Below are 22,690 nucleotides of genomic sequence, written 5' to 3' on the forward strand. Positions count from 1 at the left end.
GGGGAGCTTCTGTCCGACCCTACGCTGTGTCTGAAAAATGTCTGCGTTTTCAGACAGAGCTTAAAGCGTCGATTCGGACGGCTCGGCAAGCACGACGCGATTGCGGCCCTCCTGCTTTGCGCGGTACAGCGAATCGTCGGCGGTCTGGAAAATCCGGTTGCGCTGCAACGGGAGCGAGTCGGTGACGCTGACCCCGATGCTCAGCGTCACCGGCTCGTCGTTAGGTAGCACGAGGCCGCTCTGGGCGACCGTTCGGCGTATCGATTCGGCGATCTTCCCGGCCATATGGCGGTCGCAATTCGGCAGACAGGCGACGAACTCCTCGCCGCCGTAGCGGGCGAACATTCCACCCGCGCGCTCCACCGGCAGGCGGCAGCGCTCGGCGATCGTCTTGAGGTAACGATCCCCCTCCAGATGCCCGAAATGGTCGTTGACGCTCTTGAAGTGATCGAGATCGCAGATCAATACCGCCAGTGGCAAGGGATGCTCGCAGGCATCCATCCAATGCATCAACTCGCGCCGATTGGGCAGTTGGGTCAACTCGTCGTGACTGGCGATCCATTCGATTTCCTGCTGAAGCCGTTCTCGCTCCTTGATCTCTTCGCGTAGCGAGGCGTTGGCCTGATTGGCCAGACGATGCTGGTGCGCCAGACGCCGATAGATGTAGAGCACCATATGCAACAGATAGGCGAGCAGAATGCCGAAGATCAGGGTGATTTCCGGTAGCCTGCTCCGCATCGCCTGTAACCAGGACAAGGAGGGTCTCACGCTGAGGATGAGCCGGTCGGTGCCCATCTCGACCATCTGTTGATAGCGCCAGTCGGCCAGGTCGCCGAGCGGGCCATAATGGAAATAGAGCTGGCCGTTGCCGCTGAGCGTGATGGCTTGATTCCTGTTGCTGGTTTGCGCGAGCAACGAATTGAGCAGAGTGTCGACGCTGACCGACATGCTGACCGCGCCCAGCAGCGTGCCATCGACCAGGTTGCGCACCGGCAGATAATTGATGATGCCGCGCCCGCCCTGAAGGAAGTCGACGATGCCGGTCTGCCCCTCGATGCCGTAGATCAGCGATCGGTCCAGTGCTTTCCTGGCCAACGTGTACGACTTGTAGAGATTGAGGTCGAGGGTGGATTGATTGCCGCGCAGCGGATAGACGCGGATGACGGTGCCATCGAGGTCGATGAAGGCAATGTTACGGAAGTAGCCGAAATCGTCGTGATAGCGTTTGGCCTGCTGTTCCCATTCCGAGCGTGTGGGCACGTGCCCCAGCATGTTCCAGAAACTGGCGAAGCGTCGCATGGCCTTGACGTGATCGTCGGTTTCCGTGGCCAGCAGAGTCGCGATCCTGTTGCCCTCGCTGGCGGCGAGGGCGTAGAGGCGCAGGTCATCCGTCTGGCGCTGCTCCTGCCAGCTGACCATGGCCAGCAGCGCGATCAAGCCACCGACCAGGAGCGGTAGCAGAATTCGCCGCCAGTAGCGTCGTAGCGTCGGAAAGAGCGATAGCCCCTGAGCGGCCCACAACAGCCATAGCGCCACCAGCATCGGCAACGGGATACCGTTCAGGCTGGAGGCATGTTCCGGTGGTGGAGTCAGCGAGCGATAGCCGAGCCAGGCGCCGCACATGGCCACCAGCAGCAGCGTGATGGGGGAGCCCAGGCCCAGCCGCGACAGCAGCAGCACATTGAGAATCAGCCCGAAGATCATGCACAGCGCGAGAATGGGTGGGCGGCTGTGGAAGAGCTCCCAATGGCCTGGCAGAAAATCGAGCCCGCGTTGCCAGAGATCGACGCTGACCCAGTGTTCCGCGATGAGAAAGGTGGCGATGATCGCCAGGGTCAGGATACCGGTGGGAATCAGCAGCCAGCGACTGGTCCCGATCCGCTGACGAAGGGCAGCGAACTGACCCAGCCACAGCAGGCCAAGCAGCAGAAGGATCCAGTACTGGTCTGGCTCGCCGTCTGGCCAGAGACCCAGCAGCAAGGCCGGAAGTGCCAGATACAACGACAGACGGGACAACACCATCGACATAGACGTTAGGGTTCTCCACCGCGGCTGCCGACGACAGCCCAGCGACAACTCGGCGACAATCCGGTGACAGTCTGGCAGAACGACCGGTCACAGCAGGGGAGCGACGGTCTCGAGAGGTAGCGTATCCCCCTCGAGTGCGCGCTCCCCTAACAGGTTGAACTGCTGCTGGCTGCGATTGACGTACTTTAATATTTCGTAATAGCGGCGCACGTTACGCACGTAGATTACCGGTTCCCCGCCACGAGCGTAACCGTGGTGTACCCGAGAGTACCATTCCCGGTCCTGCAGCAACGGCAGCGCTTCGCGAACGTCGGCCCAGCGGTTGGGATCGCCCCCGCGCAGGCGGGCGATATCCTGGGCATCGAACAGGTGCCCGAGCCCGACGTTGTAGGCGGCCAGCGCCATCCAGGTGCGATCCGGCTCGGGGATGTCCTCGCTGAGGCGCTGCTTGACCTGAAGCAGGTATCGCGCGCCACCGTCGACGCTCTGGCGCGGGTCGAGGCGATTATCGATGCCGATCTCCTCGGCGGTGGGGCGCGTCAACATCATCAGGCCGCGAACGCCGGTCGGCGACTCGGCATCGGCTTCCCAGTGCGATTCCTGGAAACCCAGCGCCGCCAGCAGACGCCAGTCGAAACCGGTCTCGCGCGCGGCCTCCTTGAAGTAAGGCAGAAAACGCGGCAGACGAGTGCCGATGTGATGGATGAAAAGCCGGGCGCCGACATACTCGAGGTAGTCGTCATGGCCGAAATACCGTCCGATGAGCTCGTCCAGCCCGCCATTGCGCCGCTGCGCCTGGAGAAAGTCGTTGGCGGCATTGAGGAGATCGATCGGCTGGTTTGCCGCAAAGGCCCAGGCCAGGCTCAGGGGCTTGCCCAACGGAAAGCCACGCTCGACGTTGGGGAAGAACAGGCGGTTGAGCTGGAACTGGTGGGTATAGACGACAGCGGCATCGAGATCGTCGCGCTCGACCATCTCCATCAGATCGGCAATGGTCAGCCCGTCCGCTTCGCGCCAGCCGAGCCCCGGCAGGTTCTGCTGCTGCGTGTGCAGTGCCTCGGCGTTGCCGGAGTTGGCAATGACCCCGATACGCAGCCCCACGAGGTCGTCCAGGGTGCGCACCGGTGGCAGGCCACGGCGATAGACCACCAGCGGCTGCAGCGTCAAAATCGGTTTGCTGTAGCGAATGCCCGGTCGGCTCAGATCCAGAGACAATGCGGCGGCGCCCAAGTCCGCCTTGCCGCTGCGCACGTCGTCGAGGACATCGTCGATACGGGTATTGCTGTCGACCGCCAGACTGACGCCCAGCGACTGTGCGAAACGTCGCATCAGTTCGTATTCGAATCCGGTCGGCCCATGCCCCCCGTTATAGAAGGTAATGGGACCCTTGCGAGTCGCGACCTGCAGGAAATCGCGCTTGCGAATCGGATCGAGCCCGTCACTGTAGCGCAGCGCGAACTGAGCGGGGCAGAGAAGAGTCGCCAGCGTCAGCAGCACTGTCAGCGCGAGTCGCAGACGTGTCAGGAGCTTGGGCATGCAATGGGGTCGGTAACAGCGTGACGGGACACCATAGCCGGCCACCGTCTCGCTGTCATCCATTCGGTTTCCTGCCACGCACCCCGAAACGCGGGCATCAGGCGTCGATCATGGCGGTATCTTCCCGCCGGATTCATGGCTTGCGACCGAGACCGGCGTGTTGACTTAGCGAGCGCCGCCGCTTTCCAGTATCATGTCGCCCTGATCCCGGCATCGCTGCCCGTCTCGAGCTCAGTATCTCGAAATGAGACCAACGCGATCCTCGACCGTCCTGGAGGCTTTCCACGCCATGCTCGAATTGCAAGGCGCTCCCGCGCTATCTGCATTCCGTCACGCCAAACTGCTCGCCGATCTTCGCGCTGTCGTTCCCGAAGTCGAGTCTCTCAGCGCGCATTACGTCCACTTCGTCGATCACCATGACGAGCTCGATGATCAGGCTCGCCAAGTGCTGGACCGGCTGCTGGACTACGGTGTTCAAAGCCTCGAAGGTTTCGAAAGCCGTGGCAGCGACGCCGACCAGCGTGCGTCCGCCGACGGCCATCTGTTTCTGGTCGTTCCCCGGATCGGCACGATCTCGCCCTGGTCCTCCAAGGCCACCGATATCGCCCACAATTGCGGGCTGGATCAGGTCGCGCGCATCGAGCGAGGCATCGCCTACCGCGTGACATTGAAGAGCGCACCGAGCGCCGAGGCCTACGAGGCCATGGTCGCGCACCTGCATGATCGCATGGTCGAAACCGTGCTGTTCGACGCAAGCGACGCGGCCAAGCTGTTCTCGCACCACCAGCCGACGCCGCTGTCGACGGTGGACGTGCTGGGCGGCGGTCGGCCGGCGCTGGCCAACGCCAACACCGAACTGGGGCTGGCACTCGCCGACGACGAGATCGACTACCTGGTCGAGGCCTTCGGCGAGCTCGGGCGCAACCCGACCGACGTCGAACTGATGATGTTCGCCCAGGCCAACTCCGAGCACTGCCGCCACAAGATCTTCAATGCCGACTGGGTGATCGACGGCGAACCCCAGACCCACTCGCTGTTCAAGATGATCAAGAACACCTTCGAGCAGTCCAGCGACAAGGTGCTCTCGGCCTACAGCGACAACGCGGCGATCATCGAAGGGCCGACGGCCGGGCGCTTCTTCCCCGCGCCGGACAGCCAGGTCTACGGTGCGACCCGAGAGCCGATCCATATCCTGATGAAGGTGGAAACCCACAACCACCCGACCGCGATCGCCCCGCATCCGGGCGCGGCCACCGGCGCCGGCGGCGAGATTCGCGACGAGGGCGCGACGGGGCGCGGCGGCAAGCCCAAGGCGGGGCTCACCGGCTTCACCGTCTCCAACCTGCGCATTCCCGAATTCGTGCAGCCGTGGGAAGCCTTCGACTACGGCAAGCCGGAGCGGATCCAGTCGGCGCTCGACATCATGCTCGAAGGGCCGATCGGTGGCGCGGCGTTCAACAACGAGTTCGGCCGGCCCAACCTCAACGGCTTCTTCCGCACCTTCGAGCTCGACGCGGTGGGCGCCGGCGGCATCGAGCGTCGCGGCTACCACAAGCCGGTGATGCTGGCGGGCGGCTACGGCAACGTCCGCGACGGCCACGTGCTCAAGGGTGACATTCCGGTCGGCGCCAAGCTGATCGTGATGGGCGGCCCGGCGATGCTGATCGGTCTCGGCGGCGGTGCGGCGTCGTCGATGGCGTCCGGTGCCTCCAGCGAAGATCTCGACTTCGCCTCGGTGCAGCGCGACAACCCCGAGATCGAGCGTCGCGCCCAGGAAGTGATCGATCGCTGCTGGGCGCTGGGTGACGCCAACCCCATCGCCTTCATCCACGATGTCGGCGCTGGCGGTCTCTCCAACGCCCTGCCGGAGCTGGTCAAGGACGGCGGCCGCGGCGGCCTGTTCGACCTGCGTGCGGTGCCCAACGCCGAACCGGGCATGAGCCCGCTGGAAATCTGGTGCAACGAAGCCCAGGAGCGTTACGTGCTGGCGGTCACGCCCGAGCAGCTCGACACCTTCGATGCGCTGTGTGTCCGCGAACGCTGCCCCTACGCCGTAGTCGGCGAAGCCACCGAAGCGCACCATCTGGCGGTGCGCGATGGCCATTTCGAAGCCGATCCCGTCGATCTGCCGATGAGCGTGCTGTTCGGCAAGCCACCCAGGATGCAGCGCAGCTTCGAGCGGCACACGCTCAACCTGCCGGGGCTGGGGCTCGACAACCTCGACCTGCGTGAAGCGCTGGATCGCGTGCTGCGGCTGCCCACGGTGGCGTCGAAGAGCTTTTTGATCACCATCGGCGACCGCTCGATTACAGGCCAAGTGGCCCGCGACCAGATGGTCGGCCCCTGGCAGGTACCGGTGGCGGACTGCGCGGTGACCACCTCGAGCTACGACACCCACGCCGGCGAAGCGATGGCGATGGGCGAGCGCCCGCCGGTGGCGCTGATCGATCCTGCGGCCAGCGCGCGGCTGGCGGTGGCCGAGGCGATCACCAACCTGGCGGCGGCACCGATCGGAAAGCTTTCCGACATCAAGCTCTCCGCCAACTGGATGAGTGCGGCCGACCACGTCGGCGAGAATCAGGCGCTGTATGATGCCGTTCACGCCGTGGGTATGGAACTCTGCCCGGCACTGGGCATCGCCGTGCCGGTGGGCAAGGATTCGATGTCCATGCGCACTGCCTGGCAGACAGAAGAGGGGGACGAGAAGAGCATTACCGCACCGCTGACGCTGAACATCACCGGCTTTGCACCGGTCACCGATGCCATGCGTACGCTCACGCCGCAGCTGCGTCTCGACCAGGACGAGAGCGATCTGATCCTGATCGACCTTGGCCGCGGCCAGAACCGTCTCGGCGGCTCGGCGTTGGCGCAGGTCTATGGTCAGGTCGGCAACGTCTGCCCGGATCTCGACGAGGCCGAGGACCTGGTGGCGTTCTTCAACGTCATCCAGGGGCTCAATGCCGACGGCAAGCTGCTCGCCTATCACGATCGCAGCGACGGCGGCCTGATCGTGACGCTGCTGGAGATGGCCTTCGCCGGCCGCGGCGGGCTCGAGGTCAAGCTCGACTGGCTCACTGACGATGCCGTCGGCGCGATGGATGCGCTGTTCGCCGAAGAGCTCGGCGCAGTGATTCAGGTCAACCGTCAGGATACCGAATTCGTGCTGGCGCAGTTCGCCGCCGCCGGGCTCGAGACTTGCGGTGTCATCGCCCGGCCGCGTTACGACGATCAGGTCCGCGTGACGCTGTTCGAAGAGCCTCTGCTGGAAACCACCCGCGCCATGACCCAGCGCACCTGGTCCGAGACCAGCTACCGGATGCAGGCGCTGCGCGACAACCCCGAGGCCGCCAAGAGCGAGTTCGACGGCCTGCTCAACCTGCGCGATCCGGGGCTGTCGGCCAGTCCGACCTTCGACGTCGACGACGACATTGCCGCACCTTTCATCCAGACCGGCGTGCGCCCGCGCGTGGCGATCCTGCGCGAGCAGGGCGTAAACGGTCATATGGAAATGGCGGCGGCCTTCGATCATGCCGGTTTCGAGGCGGTCGACGTGCACATGAGCGACATCCTCGCCGGGCGTGTCACCCTCGACGACATGAAAGGCCTGGTCGGCTGCGGCGGCTTCTCCTACGGCGATGTGCTCGGCGCCGGCGGCGGCTGGGCCAAGTCGGCACTGTTCAACGGCCGCGCGCGCGATCAGTTCGCCGCCTTCTTCGAACGCGAAGACACCTTCGGCCTCGGCGTCTGCAACGGCTGCCAGATGTTCTCGCAGTTGAAGGAGCTGATCCCCGGCGCCGAGCGCTGGCCGCGCTTCGTGCGCAATGACTCCGAACAGTTCGAGGCCCGCGTATCGATGGTGCAGGTCGAGGAGAGCCCGTCGATCCTGCTCGCCGGCATGGCCGGCTCGACCCTGCCGATCGCCGTCGCCCATGGCGAAGGTCAGGCGCTGTTCGAGGACGGCGGCCACCTGCGCAGCATGCAGACCAGCGGCCAGATCGCGATGCGCTACATCGACAACGAAGGCCAGGTCACGACTCGTTATCCGGCCAACCCCAACGGCTCGCCGGCCGGCATTACCGGCCTGACCACGCCGGATGGTCGCGTCACGATCATGATGCCGCACCCGGAGCGTGTCGCCCGCGCGGTGACCAACTCCTGGCGCCCGCCGGAGTGGACGCAGGACGGCGCATGGATGCGGATGTTCCGCAATGCCCGCGTCTGGGTTGGTTGATGTAAGGGGTTGACGTCAGCGTTTTGGCGTGACGATGGAAGCCGGCTTGCCCTGGGGTCTTATACCCTGGGGCAAGCCGGTTTTTTGTCTGAGGACATCGCTATGGATGGTTATATCTGCCAGCGCCTTCGAAAGCGCGCTGGCGGATTGACGGCTAGCCGGGTCTTTCGACATGGATGTCGAAAGAGGCGCACCAGGACAGGATGTCCGTGTGCGCCGACCCGAAGCGCAGCCGGCGAATCCGCCAGGGTTTCGCGATTTCGGGCGCGAGGAGAGGGAGAGCGAAGAGAGGGCGAGCGTTAAGCCCTCTCTTCAGACCGTGCAAAAGGATAGTAAGACCGTAAGCAGTCGTGTCCTTTGCTGAGTCCGTTGTGACCGCCTTTCAGGTTTCCGGATAAAGCATCCAATGCCGCGCCCGTATCCGCTCGAGACACCGCCTGAGCTCGCCATCCAGCGCGCGATCTTCGACTACCGGGGCGAAATCTTCACGCAGCTTGTCGACCATCTCGGCGAGCGGCGCGGGCAGCGGATCGCTGCGCAGGTGTACCCCCTGCAATGCCGCCAGCAGCGCGGCGGCGGCGACCTGTTCGGTGAGTTCGAGCACGCGCAGGGCGTCGCGGGCGGCGATAGTGCCCATGCTCACCTTGTCCTGGTTGTGGCACTCGGTGGAGCGGGAGAAGACGCTGGCGGGCATGGTGCCCTTGAGCGCTTCGGCGGCCCAGGCGGAGGCGCCGATCTGGACCGCCTTGAAGCCGTGATTGATCATCGCGCGTTCGGCCGGCGCGCCGGAAAGATTGCTCGGCAGGCCGTGGTTGTAGCGGGTGTCGACCAGCAGTGCGAGCTGGCGGTCGAGCAGGTCGGCGACGTTGGCGGTCAACGTCTTGAGACTGTCCATGGCGAAGGCGATATGGCCGCCGTAGAAGTGACCGCCATGCATGACGTCTCCGACGTCCGGATCGATCAGCGGGTTGTCATTGGCGCTGTTGAGCTCGGTCTCGATGAAGCCGCGCAGCCAGCCGAGGCTATCCGCCAGCACGCCCAGCACATGCGGCGCGCAGCGCAGCGAGTAGCGGTCCTGCAGGCGCTGCCGCGGCGGCAGATTTTCCAGTTCCAGATCGGCTCTCAGCCACGCGGCGACACGGGACTGGCCAGGGTGCGGTTTGGCCGCGAACAGTCTCGCCTCGAAATGGTTGGGGTTGCCGCGCAGGGCGGCCACGTTGAGCGCGGTGATGCGAGTAGCGAGCTTCAGCAGATATTCGGCGCGGCCAAAGGCCTGGCACGCCAGCGCGGTCATGACTGCCGTGCCGTTCATCAGTGCCAGCGCTTCCTTGGGTCGCAGCGTGAGCGGCTCCCAGCCCAGCTCGGCGTGCGCCTCGGCTGCCGTTCGCGTTTCACCCCGCCAGATCACCTCGCGCTCTCCGCACAGCAGGGCGGCCACGTAGGAAAGCGGCGTGAGGTCGCCGCTGGCTCCCACCGAGCCCTCTTCGGGGATCTTGGGCAGCAGATCTTCCTGTAGACAGGCGTGAAGACGCTCGAGCAGCGTGAAGCGCACGCCGGAGACGCTCTGACACAGCGACTGCAGACGCGTCGCGAGCACTGCCCGCGCCGCTTCGGGTTCGAGAAAGCGGCCCAACCCGCAGCCGTGAAAGGTATAGAGCTGGCGCGGCAGCGCTTCGACCTGGGAGAGCGGAATGGCGGTAACGCAGGAATCGCCGTAACCGGTGGTGATGCCGTAGATCTGCCCCTCGCGGTCCAGCAAGCCGTCGACGACCGCCGCGCCCCGGTCGATCCTGGCGCGCCACTGCGGATCGGCATCGAGTGCCGACGCGGCGCGGCGTTCAGCCAGAGCAATGATCGATTCGAGGGATAGCGGCGTAGGGCCAAAAGTGACCAGCGGGGCGTTCGGGGGCATGCGGCGGCGTCCGGTTAGGCTCATGGATCGCCGAGTGTAGCCGCGAGCCAAGGCTCGCGGCCAGCAGAGGCGGCCAGGCACCTCTTTTCGATGGGCTTACTCGGGACGGGTAGCGGTGTAGAAGAAACGTACCGAAGGCTCGCCATCGAGCAGCGGGGCGGTGCCTTCCTTGAACGGCGGGTAGTGCGGCATCTGCATGTGGTGCTCGAAGGCGTTCCGGTCGCGATAGACCTCGTGCAGAACGACGATGTCTTCGCTGCCTTCCGGCGTCAGCACGTCGAATGCCAGGCAGCCTTCCTCGTTGGTCAGGGACTCGCTGGCATCGTTGTGGGCCAGTGCGAGGAAGGCCGGCACCTGGCCCGGCTTGATGCGGAATTCGGCAATGACCACGAAGTGGGTGGATTCGGCCATGGTGATCTCCTTATCGAAATTGAGCGGGGCAATGGCGAGCGCGTCGTCGCCGACACGCCGGCCTGGGCATCAGTGTACGCGCGGCGCCTCGCCCATGCCGAGACGTTCCTGGAATTCGGCCACGGCGCTCTTGAGGAGTTCCAGCAATCCGGGAATCAGCGCGACGCCCTGATCCGGCCCCTCGACGAACTGTTCGACGCTGACGTGCACGGCCTCGTTGTGCACTACCAGCTTGGCGGCTTTCAGCGTATTCATCACGTCGTTGGCGGTTTCCAGCAGCAACGTGCGATTGGTGGCGGCAGCAGCCTGCCACACGCCGGGCAGCATCAACTGAAAGAATGCCGGTTCGTCGGTGGCGACGACCAGCACGAACTCGAGATTGTCCTGACGAATGCGCGCCGCCTGGGCGTCCATGGCCTCGATGTCGATCTCCATGGCGCGCAGCTGCTCGATATAGCGTTCGAGCGGGGTGGGGGCTTCGTGTGAGGTGTCAGACTGCATGAAGACGCTCCGAAGTCGAGTTGCGGCGACAAGGCGCCGATGACAATGAACCCATTGTAAGGCAACTGACGCCATCGGCGAGAAGCCAATTGGCGGCCATGGCGTCGAGGTTTAACATGCCGCCCATGTCCAAATTTCCTTCGGCCAACGCCTTTCCCCAGCTCCGCCCTTACCAGACGCAAGCCGTCGATAACGTCATCGCGCATTTCCGTGGCAGCGACGATCCGGCCGTGGTCGTGCTGCCCACCGGCAGCGGCAAATCGCTGGTCATTGCCGAGCTGGCACGCCGCGCGCGCGGCCGGGTGCTGGTGCTGGCGCATGTCCGTGAACTGGTCGAGCAGAATCACGCCAAGTACCTGGCCTACGGACGCGAGGCGGACATCTTCAGCGCCGGTCTGGGACGCAAGGAAAGCGGTCGCCAGGTGGTGTTTGGCTCGGTGCAGTCGGTGGTCAACGGGCTGGAGGATTTCGCCACCGGCGAGTTCACGCTGCTGGTGATCGACGAGTGCCATCGCCTATCGATTTCAAAAGAGGCGCTGGCTCGCGGTGCCGGAAAGGCCGAGGATGATCGCCAGCGCAGCGCTTCCACCTACGAGAAGGTGATCGCGCGGCTGCGCGAAGCGCGGCCCAACCTCAAGGTGTTGGGGCTGACGGCAACGCCGTATCGCCTCGGCGAGGGGTTTCTCTATCACCGCCACTACCACGGCATGGTGAAAGGGCCGGAGGATGCCTTCTTCCGCGACTGCGTGTTCGAGCAGCCGCTGCGGGTGATGGTGCGTCAGGGCTATCTCGCCGAGCCCAGACGCATCGATGGCGCCATGGCGTTCTATGACTTTTCGCAGCTAGTGCCACAGCGCAACGGCCAGTTCGCCGAGCGGGATCTCAACGGTGTGGTTCAGGGCAACCGCGCCACGCCCCAGATTATCCATGACGTGATCGAGCGCGCCCGCGATCGCCAGGGCGTGATGGTCTTCGCCGCCACCGTCGCGCACGCCGAGGAAGTGCTGGGGCTGCTGCCCTCGGAGGAGAGTGCATTGGTGACCGGGGCGACGCCGGGGCCGGAGCGGGAGCGATTGATCGCTGCGTTCAAGGCGCGAAAGCTCAAGTATCTGGTCAATGTGGCGGTGCTGACGACCGGCTTCGATGCGCCGCATGTGGATGTGATCGCTATTCTGCGTCCGACCGAATCGGTGGGGCTCTATCAGCAGATCGTCGGCCGCGGATTGCGGCTCTCGCCGGGAAAGACCGACTGCCTGATCCTCGACTATGCCGGCAACCCGTGGGAGCTCTATGCGCCGGAGATTGCCCAGGCGCGACCGGACGGCGAGAGCGAGCCGGTGCAGGTCGAATGCCCGGAGTGCGGCTTCGCCAATACCTTCTGGGGCAAGCGCGACGGCGACTTCGTGATCGAACATCACGGCCGGCGTTGCCAAGGGCTGGTGCTATCTACACGCGCCGCTCTCCATCGCGCCCAACCCCGCGCGAAAGACGAAAGGTCAAACCCGGCGGGCGAGCCTGATGTGGGCGCGGCTTCTGGCGCGGGTGAAGGGAAGGGCGCGGCTTCTGGCGCGGGTGAAGGGAAGGGCGCGGCTTCGGGCGCCTTGGAAAGCCGACATCAATGCACGTTCCGCTTCCGCTTCAAGGTCTGCGAGCAGTGCGGCGGGGAGAACGATATCGCCGCGCGTGCCTGCGGCCATTGCGGCGAGCGATTGGTCGATCCGGACGACAAATTGCGCGATGCGCTCAAACTGCGTCATGCCAAGGTGCTTCGGGTCAGCGGCATGCAGCTCGAGGCGACCACCAACGGGCGCGGCGTGCCGCGGCTCAAGGTGACCTACCACGACGAGGATGGCGAGACGCTGAACGAATGGTTCGGGCTGGAGACGCCGGCACAGCAGCACGTTTTCGACCGCGTCTTTCTACGCCAGCATCTGCGCGCGCCGGGCAGTGGCTGGCGTCCCGGTTCGGCCGAGGAGGCGGCTGCCGAAGCGGGGCGTCTGCGCGCGCCGGACTTCGTCATCGGCCGCAAGAGCGGCCGACATTGGCGGGTCGAAGAGAAACTGTTCGACTACGTTGGCCGTTACCGCAAGGCGGATGCCGCAGGGGCCGAAGTGTGAAAAATGATTTACCTGCTAATAAATTCGTTGGGGCAATGGCGACCTTTTGACTAGAATGAAGCAGCGCTCGCTCGAGCGTCGCCGCAGGCGCCGATCAGGGCGCTGCCCCTCAAAACCGTTAAGCAAGGAGCTCCTCATGAGCTGGACGACCCCGGAAGTGAAGGAAATCTGTGTCGGCATGGAAATCAACGACTACATGCCCGCTGAATTTTGAACCCGCAGCAAGACGCGCGTGGCGGCGCTGCCTTGCAGCTGCGCGTACTGGGGGCGGCCGCCGGTGGCGGCTCGCCTCAGTGGAACTGCCGCTGCGACGTGTGCCGTCTGGTCTGGGAAGGGGATCCACGCGTCACGCCACGGACCCAATCCTCGATCGCCGTCAGCGTCGACGGCGAAAACTGGGCGCTGATCAACTGCGCGCCCGATATTCTCAAACAGATTCAACGGACGCCGGCATTGCATCCGCGCCAGGGCCTTCGGCATACGCCGATTGCCAGCGTGCTGCTGACCAATGCCGACGTCGATCATGTCGGCGGGCTGCTCAATCTTCGCGAGAGCTCGCCGTTCCGGCTGCTGGCGACGCCGATGATCCAGGATGTGCTGCGTGGCAGCCCGATCTTCGATGTGCTGAACCCCGAACATGTCAGCCGTGAATCCATCGCCCTGGATCAGCCCTTTGCACTGCTCGACGGGCTGCAGGCCCGGCTGTTCGCGGTGCCGGGCAAGACCGCGCTCTATCTCGAAGGCGATCAGGTCGAGATCGGTGTCGAAGGAGAAAGCACGGTCGGTGTCGAACTGATCAGTGACGACAGGCGCGCCTACTATATTCCCGGCTGCGCAACGATGACGCCGACGCTGGTCGCGCGCCTCGACGGTGCCGATCTGCTGCTGTTCGACGGCACCCTGTGGCGCGACGACGAGATGGTGCGCGCCGGCGTCGGCCACAAGACGGGCAACCGCATGGGCCACATGTCGATGTCCGGCGCCGAGGGCAGTATCGCGGCGCTGGCCGATCTCTCGCTGGGCCAGCGCGTCTTCGTCCACATCAACAACACCAATCCGGTGTTGATCGCGGATTCCCCCGAGCGCCAGACGGCCGAACGCGCCGGCTGGGAGATCGCCTACGACGGTATGGAGTTGAGCTGTTGAGCCTGACCTTCGAGAATCATCCGGATCTGACCGAACCGTTGAGCGTCGAGGCGCTGGAAGCCCGACTGCGCGAGGTCGGCGAGACGCGTTATCACCATCGTCATCCGTTCCAGCTGATGCTGCAGAACGGCGAGCTCGACAAGCGCCAGGTCCAGGCCTGGGCGCTCAATCGCTACTACTACCAGGCGATGATCCCGATCAAGGACGCCTCGCTGATGGCGAGACTCGACGATCCCGAACTGCGCCGCACCTGGCGCTCGCGGCTGGTCGACCATGACGGCGAAGCGGCGGGCGAGGGCGGCATCGAACGCTGGCTCAAACTGACCGATGGCCTCGGCCTGTCGCGGGAGCTGGTCGTCTCGACGCGGGGCATCCTCCCGGCGACGCGCTTCGCGGTCGAGGCGTATACCCACTTCGTGCGTGACCGGTCGCTGCTCGAGGCGATCGCCTCGTCGCTGACCGAGCTGTTCTCGCCGATGGTGATCGGCCAGCGCGTGCGCGGCATGCTCGAACACTACGACTTCGTCTCCCGCGAGACGCTTGCGTACTTCGAGCCGCGCCTGACCCAGGCGCCGCGCGATGCCGAGATGGCGCTCGATTACGTCAAGCGCCACGCGCATCGCGCCGACCAGCAGCAGGCGGTCATCGATGCCTTGCGCTTCAAGTGCAGCGTGCTGTGGGCGATGCTCGATGCGCTGCAACATGCCTACGTTGGCGCCGGCTCGAATTCATCGGGTCAGGTGCCGCCCGGTGCCTGGGGCAGCGGCATCGAAGGGCAGGAGATTGAAGGTGACGGCCTGGGTGGCTACATGAATGGCCGCCTGAGTGACGGCCTGAATGACCACGGGAGGCTTGCCCGATGAGTGCCGATAGCGATACCCATCTCGATAGCAATGCCGGCGGCGTGCCAGCGCTTGCCGAGCGCGACGTGGTGAGAATCCCGCGCGGCGTGAGGCTACGCGAGGACAAGGCCCGTGGCGGCTGGGTGCTGCTGGCGCCGGAGCGGGTGTTCCAGCTCGATCCGATTGCCCAGCAGGTGCTCACTCGCGTCGACGGCGAGCGCGACGTCGCTGCCATCGTCGACGATCTGGCGCAGGCGTTCGCCGCGCCGCGGGATCGCATTCTCGCTGATGTGCGGGCGATGCTCGCCGATCTGATCACCAAGAACGTTCTGGAAGTGGCATGAATACCCCATCGGAAGCGCGCCAGCAGCCCTCGATGCAGCCACCCCCTATTGGCATGCTGGCGGAACTGACCCATCGCTGTCCGCTGCAGTGCCCTTACTGCTCCAATCCGGTCGAGCTGACCCGCAAGCGCGAGGAACTCGATACCGAGACTTGGCAGCGGGTCTTTGCCGAGGCGGCCGAGCTTGGCGTACTGCAGGTGCATCTCTCCGGTGGCGAACCGGCGCTGCGCCAGGATCTGGAAGCGCTGGTGGCGAGCTGTGCCGAGCACGGTCTCTATTCCAACCTGATCACGGCGGGCGTCAACATCAGTCGCGTGCGTCTCGAAGCGCTGGCGGATGCCGGGCTCGATCACGTGCAGCTCTCGGTGCAGGGGGCGACGGCGGAGGTCAACGATCATATCGCCAACTTGCCCGGCGCCTTCGACAAGAAACTCGCCTTCGCGGCGGAGGTGATCGACGTTGGCCTGCCGCTGACGCTCAACAGCGTGATCCATCGTGCCAACTTGCATCAGATCCCCGATCTGGTCGAACTGGCCCTGGAACTCGGCGCGCGACGGCTCGAGATCGCTCATGCGCAGTACTACGGCTGGGCGCTGCAGAATCGTGGTGCGCTGATGCCGCCTCGGGAGCAGGTGATGGAAGCCCTCGAACTGGTGGAAGCGGCCCGCGAGCGGCTCAAGGGCAAGCTGGTGATCGACGCCGTGGTGCCGGATTACTACGCGCGCCTGCCCAAGCCGTGCATGAATGGCTGGGGGCGTCAGTCGCTCAATGTCTCGCCTTTGGGGAAAGTGTTGCCGTGCCACGCCGCCGAGACCATCCCCGGTCTCAAGTTCTGGAATGTGCGCGACCATGCCCTGGGCGAGATCTGGCAGCATAGCCCCGCGTTCAACGCCTATCGCGGAACCGCCTGGATGCCGGACGCCTGCCAGAGCTGCGACCGCCGCGAGATCGACTGGGGCGGCTGCCGCTGTCAGGCTCTGATGCTGACCGGTGACGCGACCCAGATGGACCCGGTCTGCGAGCTTTCGCCCTATCACGACGAGATCCAGACGCTGGCGATCGTCGACTCCCGGCGCGACGACGAATTCACCTATCGCCGATTTTCACGCCAGCCCGCCTAGCGAAGATTCGGGAACGGGAAGGCCGCCTCCTCCCCGATAGGCCGCCGCGCCAACGCTTGATAGACTGGATGCCTTTCCGCCCAGCACCGGCTTTTCATTTCGTGGCTTTTCATTCAGCGGCTTTTCATTGCGCGACAATTCATGGCGCAACAAGGAGGGAGGCGGCGTGAGCGTTATCGAATCCGAACGACCCGATGCCGCCGAGGCGTCGCCCTCCGCGCAGCTGCCGCTCGAATTCGTGGCGCGGGTCAATGGCGAAGGCCTGACCGAGCTGCCGCAGGATCTCTACATCCCGCCGGAAGCGCTGAAAGTCTTCCTCGAGACCTTCGAAGGCCCGCTCGATCTGCTGCTCTACCTGATCCGCCGGCAGAATCTCGACATTCTGGCCATCGACGTTGCCGCCATTACCCACCAGTACGTCGAGTACGTCGATCTGATGCAGGCGATGGAAATCGATCTTGCCGGCGAATATCTGGTGATGGCCGCGATGCTCGCCGAGATCAAGTCGCGCACGCTGCTGCCGAGACCGCCCAGGGGAGACGACGAGGATGAAGAGGATGATCCGCAGGCCGAACTGATTCGTCGCCTGCAGGAGTACGAGCAGCTCAAGCTTTCCGCCGAGACGCTGGACGAACTGCCGCGGATGGGGCGCGACTGGCATCCGGTCCAGGCGGCATTGCCGGAGCTCGAGCCCCGCGTGGTGCATCCGGATGTCTCGCTGAGCGATCTGCTCGGGGCGCTGGGCAGCATGCTCAAGCGCGCCGACCTGCGCCAGTCCCACCGGATCAGCCGCGAAGTGCTGTCGACGCGGGAGCGAATGCTCGCGATCATGGCCAGACTCGAGGCGGATCGCTATACGCCGTTCGAATCGCTGTTCGAGCTTTCCGAGGGGCGCGCCGGGGTCATCGTCACCTTCATGGCGATTCTCGAATTAGCGCGTGAGTCGATGATCGAAATCGTGCAGAATGCGCCGCTCTCGCCGATTCACCTGCGGGCCCGGCTGGCGCTGGAGGCGGGCGTCCCCGGCGAGAACGAAGGCGCTCCCGGCGAGGCAGAGGGCGTCTTCGAGACCGGCAGCGACGACGAGGCGAAGGCATGAACCGCCTGACCGACCCCTACGTGACCCCAGCGCTGGACGAAATTCTCGAAGCGATACTGCTGGCCGCCGGCGAGCCGGTCTCGCTGGAGCGGCTCGAGACGGTGTTCGAGGCAGACCAGGCTAACGCAGGGCTGTTCGATTCGAGGCGGCCGCCGTCGCGGGCGGCGATCCGCGAATCGCTCAACAAGCTCGGCGAGCGGCTGGCAAGCGGCGGCGCACTGGAGCTGATCGAGTCGGCGTCGGGGTACCAGGTGCGCATTCGGCAGCGCTATTCGCCCTGGGTATCACGACTGTGGGACGAGAAGCCTCAGCGCTACTCGCGGGCTCTGCTCGAGACGCTGGCGCTGATCGCCTACCGCCAGCCGGTGACCCGCGGCGATATCGAAGAGGTGCGCGGCGTGGCGGTGAGCAGTTCGATCATGCGCACCCTGGTGGAGCGCGGCTGGATTCGCGTCGTCGGACACCGTGACGTGCCCGGACGGCCGGCGGTCTACGCGACCACGCGGACGTTTCTCGACGATCTGGGGCTGAAGACCCTGGATTCGTTGCCGCCGATGCATGAACTCAAGCAGTTCGAAACGTTCGAAACCGGCATGCACGAGCCGTTCGAGGATGTGCCCCCTGTCGAAACGGCTGGCGAGGCCGGCGGCGAGACGCCGTCACATGAAGAAGGCGGCTCGAAAGCGGCGGTGGAAACGCAAGAACCCGATTTATCGGCAGCGTCGGGTGAATGTGACAATGATGAGCCCGACAACGACGAACACGCCGAGATGGCGTCCCCCGGCGAGTCGCTGAGTTTTGCCGAGCTCGAAGCGCGACTGGCCGAGCGTGCCCGAAAACGCCAGGCCGAGGCGGCGAACAACGCCGGCCCGGCGGACGAGAATTCGGACACGGACACCTGAGAATCGCCAATTCCGATCGGTTTGCCTGTGGGCGCGACGGTCACTGGCGAATTCTCCAGCCGACGAGGCAATGAAAGACATGACGGATACCAACACCGAAAAGCTGCAAAAAGTGCTGGCGCGCGCCGGTTACGGCTCGCGACGGGAGATGGAAACGGCGATCAGCGCCGGCCGGATCAAGGTCAACGGCCAGGTCGCCAAGCTGGGCGACCGGGTCGGTGCACGCGACCGTGTGGCGCTCGACGACCGGGCGATCAATCTGCGAGCGGTCGAGGAAGTGCCGCGACGGGTGATCATGTACAACAAGCCGGAAGGCGAGCTGTGCACCCGCAAGGATCCCGAAGGCCGGCGGACCGTCTTCGAACGCCTGCCGCGACTGAAGGGCGAGCGCTGGATCGCGATCGGGCGTCTCGACATCAATACCAGCGGGCTGTTGCTGTTCACTACCGACGGCGAGCTGGCCAACCGGCTGATGCATCCTTCACACCAGATCGAACGGGAATACGCGGTGCGCGTGATGGGTGACGTGAAGCGCGAGCACGTGGTCAACATGGTCGAAGGCGTAATGCTCGAGGACGGCCCGGCCCGTTTCACCGACGTGCAGGAGTTCGGTGGCGAGGGCATCAACACCTGGTTCCACGTGGTGATCCTGGAAGGCCGCAACCGCGAGGTACGCCGGCTGTGGGAGTCCCAGGGGCTGACCGTCAGCCGCCTGAAGCGCGTGCGCTACGGCAACATCTTCCTCGACAAGCGGGCCAAGGCCGGCGAGTGGACGGAGATGACCCAGGACGAGATCGACGAGCTTTCGACCCTGGCAGGTCTCGAGCCGCGCAAGGTGCCGGAGATGACGCCGGACGAGAAGAATCGCTGGAGCCGCGACAAGAACAAGCGTCGCCCGGTGACCGCGATGAAGAAACCGCGTCGGCCGCGCCGCGAAGACGCCTGATCCCGGCGGCGCGTCGATTGCCTCGGAGCGGGGAAAAAACGCTTGCCTGCTCCGAGGCTTATGAGTAACATGTGCGCCCAGTCGGAAGGGGTCGTTAGCTCAGTTGGTAGAGCAGTTGGCTTTTAACCAATTGGTCGTAGGTTCGAATCCTACACGACCCACCATCGATCTCTTCCTCGCCTTCACGGCATCGATTCGGCATTCTCTCGCCGATCATCCGTTCCGGGTCGTTAGCTCAGTTGGTAGAGCAGTTGGCTTTTAACCAATTGGTCGTAGGTTCGAATCCTACACGACCCACCATTCTGCTTTTATTTCCATGCTTCACGCTGATTGATGCGCGCCTGGTCGTGTCTGTGGTACTGGTTGATCTAGGGTCTGTTGACGTTTCATGCACGGCCGCGCCGGAGCCAGTTTTTGTGCGGGGCAAGGCGTGAGGAGCGTAGTTTGGTCATTCCAAATGAACGACGAATAACGCAGCACCGTGCAAAAACTGGCCCGGCCCTTCGGGTTGCGCGGCAAATGGCGCCATGCGGCGTTGCGGGATTGGAAAAGGGAACCACCCTTCTCTGCATCCCGCGCCTGGCCTGGCGCCATTTGGCGCAGCAACGCGGTTCGCGCTGAAACGTCAACAGACCCTAATGACCGTTCCAGGAGAGAGCCCATGTCTTCCCGTGCCTCCGCGCCGCTCGCTGACGCTCGACACTCGTCCCGATCGAGTGTTGCCTATCGCCATGCCGACGAGCCGATCGGCAGCGTCGAGCAGATCTACAGCGGGCGGTTGGTTCCGGACCTGGCGGTCAGCACCTTTCGCAACATCGACCGGCTGTTTCCTTCGAGGATCGTCACGGCCGGCGAGCGGCCACGCCCGCTGACGCAGGCGCTGGAAAGTCTCGACGGTGTGCTGGCCACGGTGAACGGGGAGTCCTACGACCTCTATGACTATCTCGCCTTGAATCAGGTCACCGGGCTGGTGGTCCTCCACCGGGGCCGCATCGTCCACGAGACCTATCAGCGCGGCAACGATCGCGTCACGCGCTGGATGTCGATGTCGGTAGCCAAGTCCATCTGCTCGACGCTGGCCGGCATGGCGATTCAGGACGGGTCGATCCGGGAGGGGCTGGCGGCTCGGGTGGTCGACTACGTGCCGGCGCTGGCGGGAAGTGCCTACGATGGCGTGAGTCTGCGCGATCTGCTGATGATGGCCTCCGGCGTGGCCTGGAACGAGACCTACACCGACCCGGCGTCCGATCGCCGTCGGCTGCTCGAGGCGCAAGTCGCCCAGCAGCCGGGCGGGGTGATGAAGGTGATGGCGTCGCTGCCTCGCGCCGCGATGCCGGGAACGGTCCACAACTACAGCACCGGCGAGACGCAGATTCTCGCCGAGCTCGTTCACCGTGCTATCGGCCGGCCGTTGGCCGACTATCTGTCGGACAAGCTGTGGCAGCCCTTCGGCATGGAGCACGATGCTACCTGGTGGCTGGAGTCGCCGGACGGCATCGAGATCGGCGGCAGCGGAATCAGCGCCACGTTGAGAGATTACGCGCGTTTCGGCCAGTTCATGCTCGAAGGCGGGAAGATCGATGGCGAACCGCTGTTGCCCGAAGGCTGGGTTGCCGAGGCCACGCGGCCGACCATGCTCGCTGGCGGCGAATCACCGGGCACTGAACCACTGGAATATGGCTACATGTGGTGGACTGCCTGGACGGACCCTTCACGCCAGGATCAGGCCTATGCGGCGAAGGGTATCCACGGGCAGGCCATTTACGTCAATCCGGCCCGTGAGATCGTGATCGCGCAGAACGCCGCCGCCCCCAAGCCGTTGGGCAAGTTGGCGATCGATCCCATGGCATTCTTCGACGCGATCGTCGCGCACCTCGACCGGCATCGCTGAATCCTGCTCTCCGGCCGTTTCTTTCTCGGCGCGAGCTCGGCGCGAGATGTCCGGAAGCCATCGCCGGGGTCCGATGGCGGGGCAGGTCAGAAGTTTTGCATCGTATCCCGGTAGCCGAGGAAATCCTTGCGCCGCTGCTCGATGCGGCTGGCCATGGCGTAGTCGCCGCTCTGCCTGGCCACTTTCTCGGCGGAGTCTATCTGGCGGATGGCGGTGTCGATGCGTCCTTCGAGCTGTAGCTGCTCCGCGCGCGCCAGCTGGCCCCAGGCATCACGGCCGGTGCGGCCGGCGGCTTCGGCCAGTAGTCCGAACACGTTAGGGTCCTCCGGATACTGTTCGCTCATGTCGCGCAGCACGTCGAACGCCTGGACGGGAGATGTCTGCAACAGCGTTTCCGCCTGTACCCATTGCGCCGGAAAGTAGGAGGGGGAGAGCCGCAGGATGTGTTGCGCCCGCGTCAAGGCTTCCTGGCGGCGACCGGCATCGTAGGCGATCTGCGCCGCCGTGGCGGGAATCATCGAAAGATCGGGGTATTGCCGGGCCAGCTCGTCCAGTGTTTTCAGTGCGGCGTCGGTGTGCGTCTGCTGGGCGTCGACCAGCGCCCGAAGGTAGCTCACCGCCGCCGGTGGCGGGTTGTCCTGCTCGAGCGCCGTCATCGCCTGGGTCGGGTTGTCCCGATTGATCATCAGCAGTGCCCGGCCGCGAACCATGGCGTACGTGGGGTCGTCATGATGGGGAGGCGAGGACAACTGGTCGGCGCGCGCCTGGGTGTCGCTGATGCGCGATTCGGTGACCGGGTGCGTCAGCAGAAACTCCGGCGGGTTGCCGCCTTGCAGCGCGGCAAGCTTCTGCAGCGTGCGGAACATGTCCGGCATGGCCTGCGGGTCGTACCCGGCCTTGGCCATGGCGTTGAGACCGACGCGATCGGCTTCCTGCTCGAAGCGCCGGGAGTAGGCGAGCTGGTCCTGGATGAAGGCGGCCTGCGTCCCCATCATGGCGGCGATGCCGGCGCTGCCGCCACCTCCGGCCGCCAGCACCATGCCCGCCAGCATCGCCGCCATGGTCGGCAACTGCGTCTCCTCGACCCGCTCCATGCGCCGGGCATAGTGGCGCTGGGACAGGTGGCCCAGTTCGTGGGCCAGAACCGAGGCGAACTCGTCTTCATCGGGCGCCGTGGTGAACAGGCCGGCGTTGACCCCGACCACGCCGCCGGGAACGGCAAACGCATTCAGCAGACGGCTGTCGACCAGCGTGACCACGAGCCGTTCGTCGACGCCGCTGTACGGCACCAGCTTGGCCAGCATCGAGCGGACGTAGGTCTGGGTGATCGGATCCTGCCAGGGATCGGTCTGGGCACGGAACTGGCGCAGCCAGGCGCGACCCAGGCGGTATTCGTCACTGGTAGTGACGGCGGCACTGGTACTGCCGAGATCCGGAAGCTGATAGCCTTGCTGGGCCTGGGCGAGCGGGGCGGCGCCGGCCAGCGTTGCGGATAGCAGCGAGACGGCCAACAGCTGCCGTTTGAATGATGTCGGTCGGTGGTTTGTCATGCTGACGGTCTCGATCCCCATTCAGGCAAAGCTACGGTACAGGCAAAAGACCCGGCGCAGCCAAAGATACGCTGCAGGCGAAAGCCGCGGTAGGGGGTAACGGTCTGGGTTAT

Annotated in this window: 16 protein-coding genes and 2 tRNA genes; 12 read left to right on the forward strand and 6 right to left on the reverse strand. The window is 64.8% G+C overall.

Going from position 1 to position 22,690, the window contains the following annotated elements; genetic code table 11:
- Positions 1 to 60: 60 nt before the first annotated feature.
- Together BC443_RS15535 and mltF are read right to left on the reverse strand one after the other, a co-directional pair.
- Positions 61 to 2,028: a diguanylate cyclase gene (locus tag BC443_RS15535; RefSeq protein ID WP_071232741.1), complete on the reverse strand. Its 1,968-nt coding sequence runs from the start codon at positions 2,026 to 2,028 to the stop codon at positions 61 to 63.
- 87 nt (positions 2,029 to 2,115) lie between these two features.
- Positions 2,116 to 3,627 carry a membrane-bound lytic murein transglycosylase MltF gene (gene mltF, locus BC443_RS15540; RefSeq protein ID WP_247643304.1) on the reverse strand — a complete coding sequence of 504 codons (1,512 nt, stop codon included), beginning with the start codon at positions 3,625 to 3,627 and terminating at the stop codon, positions 2,116 to 2,118.
- A 226-nt stretch (positions 3,628 to 3,853) separates the two neighbouring features.
- Here mltF and purL point away from each other — a divergent pair, with 226 nt between their 5' ends.
- Entirely contained in the window at positions 3,854 to 7,795 is a 3,942-nt protein-coding gene (gene purL / locus BC443_RS15545; RefSeq protein WP_071232742.1) for a phosphoribosylformylglycinamidine synthase, read from the forward strand.
- Positions 7,796 to 8,177: 382 nt separating this feature from the next.
- On the opposite strand, the gene BC443_RS15550 is transcribed toward purL, so the two are convergent.
- The 3 genes from BC443_RS15550 to BC443_RS15560 form a co-directional block, all read right to left on the reverse strand.
- Positions 8,178 to 9,707 (reverse strand): aromatic amino acid ammonia-lyase, encoded by a 1,530-nt coding sequence (locus tag BC443_RS15550; protein ID WP_071232743.1) that lies wholly within the window; start codon positions 9,705 to 9,707, stop codon positions 8,178 to 8,180.
- 96 nt (positions 9,708 to 9,803) lie between these two features.
- Positions 9,804 to 10,118, reverse strand: a complete 315-nt coding sequence (locus tag BC443_RS15555) for a putative quinol monooxygenase (RefSeq protein ID WP_071232744.1) — start codon at positions 10,116 to 10,118, stop codon at positions 9,804 to 9,806.
- Between the two features lie 69 nt (positions 10,119 to 10,187).
- Positions 10,188 to 10,619, reverse strand: coding sequence for a hypothetical protein (locus tag BC443_RS15560; protein WP_071232745.1), 432 nt, complete (start codon positions 10,617 to 10,619; stop codon positions 10,188 to 10,190).
- Positions 10,620 to 10,744: 125 nt separating this feature from the next.
- On the opposite strand from BC443_RS15560, the gene BC443_RS15565 reads away from it, so the two are divergent.
- The 11 genes from BC443_RS15565 (at position 10,745) to BC443_RS15615 (ending at position 21,027) form a co-directional block, all read left to right on the forward strand.
- Entirely contained in the window at positions 10,745 to 12,736 is a 1,992-nt protein-coding gene (locus BC443_RS15565; RefSeq protein WP_139284346.1) for a DEAD/DEAH box helicase, read from the forward strand.
- A gap of 246 nt (positions 12,737 to 12,982) precedes the next feature.
- Positions 12,983 to 13,882, forward strand: a complete 900-nt coding sequence (pqqB, locus tag BC443_RS15570; RefSeq protein ID WP_071232816.1) for a pyrroloquinoline quinone biosynthesis protein PqqB — start codon at positions 12,983 to 12,985, stop codon at positions 13,880 to 13,882.
- Positions 13,879 to 14,745, forward strand: a complete 867-nt coding sequence (pqqC, locus tag BC443_RS15575; protein WP_210766294.1) for a pyrroloquinoline-quinone synthase PqqC — start codon at positions 13,879 to 13,881, stop codon at positions 14,743 to 14,745. Before pqqB ends, pqqC begins: the two co-directional genes overlap by 4 nt.
- The gene (gene pqqD, locus BC443_RS15580; protein ID WP_071232746.1) at positions 14,742 to 15,068 is read left to right on the forward strand and encodes a pyrroloquinoline quinone biosynthesis peptide chaperone PqqD; all 327 of its coding nucleotides are present in this window, start codon (positions 14,742 to 14,744) and stop codon (positions 15,066 to 15,068) included. The genes pqqC and pqqD overlap by 4 nt, the downstream gene beginning before the upstream one ends.
- The gene (gene pqqE, locus BC443_RS15585) at positions 15,065 to 16,189 is read left to right on the forward strand and encodes a pyrroloquinoline quinone biosynthesis protein PqqE (RefSeq protein WP_071232747.1); all 1,125 of its coding nucleotides are present in this window, start codon (positions 15,065 to 15,067) and stop codon (positions 16,187 to 16,189) included. The genes pqqD and pqqE overlap by 4 nt, the downstream gene beginning before the upstream one ends.
- 223 nt (positions 16,190 to 16,412) lie before the next feature.
- Positions 16,413 to 17,288 (forward strand): ScpA family protein, encoded by an 876-nt coding sequence (locus BC443_RS15590; RefSeq protein ID WP_247643307.1) that lies wholly within the window; start codon positions 16,413 to 16,415, stop codon positions 17,286 to 17,288.
- A complete protein-coding gene (gene scpB, locus BC443_RS15595) occupies positions 17,285 to 18,190 on the forward strand; it encodes an SMC-Scp complex subunit ScpB (protein ID WP_071232749.1) in 906 nt (301 codons plus the stop codon). Before BC443_RS15590 ends, scpB begins: the two co-directional genes overlap by 4 nt.
- A 79-nt stretch (positions 18,191 to 18,269) precedes the next feature.
- Positions 18,270 to 19,136, forward strand: a complete 867-nt coding sequence (gene rluB / locus BC443_RS15600; protein WP_083387467.1) for a 23S rRNA pseudouridine(2605) synthase RluB — start codon at positions 18,270 to 18,272, stop codon at positions 19,134 to 19,136.
- An 88-nt stretch (positions 19,137 to 19,224) separates the two neighbouring features.
- Positions 19,225 to 19,300: transfer RNA gene (locus BC443_RS15605), tRNA-Lys, on the forward strand.
- 60 nt (positions 19,301 to 19,360) lie between these two features.
- Positions 19,361 to 19,436, forward strand: a tRNA-Lys gene (locus BC443_RS15610).
- Positions 19,437 to 19,797: 361 nt separating this feature from the next.
- The gene (locus BC443_RS15615) at positions 19,798 to 21,027 is read left to right on the forward strand and encodes a serine hydrolase (RefSeq protein WP_071232751.1); all 1,230 of its coding nucleotides are present in this window, start codon (positions 19,798 to 19,800) and stop codon (positions 21,025 to 21,027) included.
- Between the two features lie 86 nt (positions 21,028 to 21,113).
- Here the strand turns inward: BC443_RS15615 and BC443_RS15620 are convergent, their stop codons facing one another.
- Entirely contained in the window at positions 21,114 to 22,577 is a 1,464-nt protein-coding gene (locus BC443_RS15620) for a M48 family metalloprotease (protein WP_071232752.1), read from the reverse strand.
- Positions 22,578 to 22,690: the final 113 nt, after the last annotated feature.

The sequence above is a fragment of the Salinicola sp. MIT1003 genome, from assembly GCF_001858555.1.
GTDB classification, from domain to species: domain Bacteria; phylum Pseudomonadota; class Gammaproteobacteria; order Pseudomonadales; family Halomonadaceae; genus Salinicola; species Salinicola salarius.

Coding starts and splice junctions, on each gene's coding strand:
- BC443_RS15535 (WP_071232741.1), bottom strand. CDS start 2,028: ATGTCGATGGTGTTGTCCCGTCTGTCGTTGTATCTGGCACTTCCGGCC.
- mltF (WP_247643304.1), bottom strand. CDS start 3,627: ATGGATGACAGCGAGACGGTGGCCGGCTATGGTGTCCCGTCACGCTGT.
- purL (WP_071232742.1), top strand. CDS start 3,854: ATGCTCGAATTGCAAGGCGCTCCCGCGCTATCTGCATTCCGTCACGCC.
- BC443_RS15550 (WP_071232743.1), bottom strand. CDS start 9,707: ATGCCCCCGAACGCCCCGCTGGTCACTTTTGGCCCTACGCCGCTATCC.
- BC443_RS15555 (WP_071232744.1), bottom strand. CDS start 10,118: ATGGCCGAATCCACCCACTTCGTGGTCATTGCCGAATTCCGCATCAAG.
- BC443_RS15560 (WP_071232745.1), bottom strand. CDS start 10,619: ATGCAGTCTGACACCTCACACGAAGCCCCCACCCCGCTCGAACGCTAT.
- BC443_RS15565 (WP_139284346.1), top strand. CDS start 10,745: ATGTCCAAATTTCCTTCGGCCAACGCCTTTCCCCAGCTCCGCCCTTAC.
- pqqD (WP_071232746.1), top strand. CDS start 14,742: ATGAGTGCCGATAGCGATACCCATCTCGATAGCAATGCCGGCGGCGTG.
- pqqE (WP_071232747.1), top strand. CDS start 15,065: ATGAATACCCCATCGGAAGCGCGCCAGCAGCCCTCGATGCAGCCACCC.
- scpB (WP_071232749.1), top strand. CDS start 17,285: ATGAACCGCCTGACCGACCCCTACGTGACCCCAGCGCTGGACGAAATT.
- rluB (WP_083387467.1), top strand. CDS start 18,270: ATGACGGATACCAACACCGAAAAGCTGCAAAAAGTGCTGGCGCGCGCC.
- BC443_RS15615 (WP_071232751.1), top strand. CDS start 19,798: ATGTCTTCCCGTGCCTCCGCGCCGCTCGCTGACGCTCGACACTCGTCC.
- BC443_RS15620 (WP_071232752.1), bottom strand. CDS start 22,577: ATGACAAACCACCGACCGACATCATTCAAACGGCAGCTGTTGGCCGTC.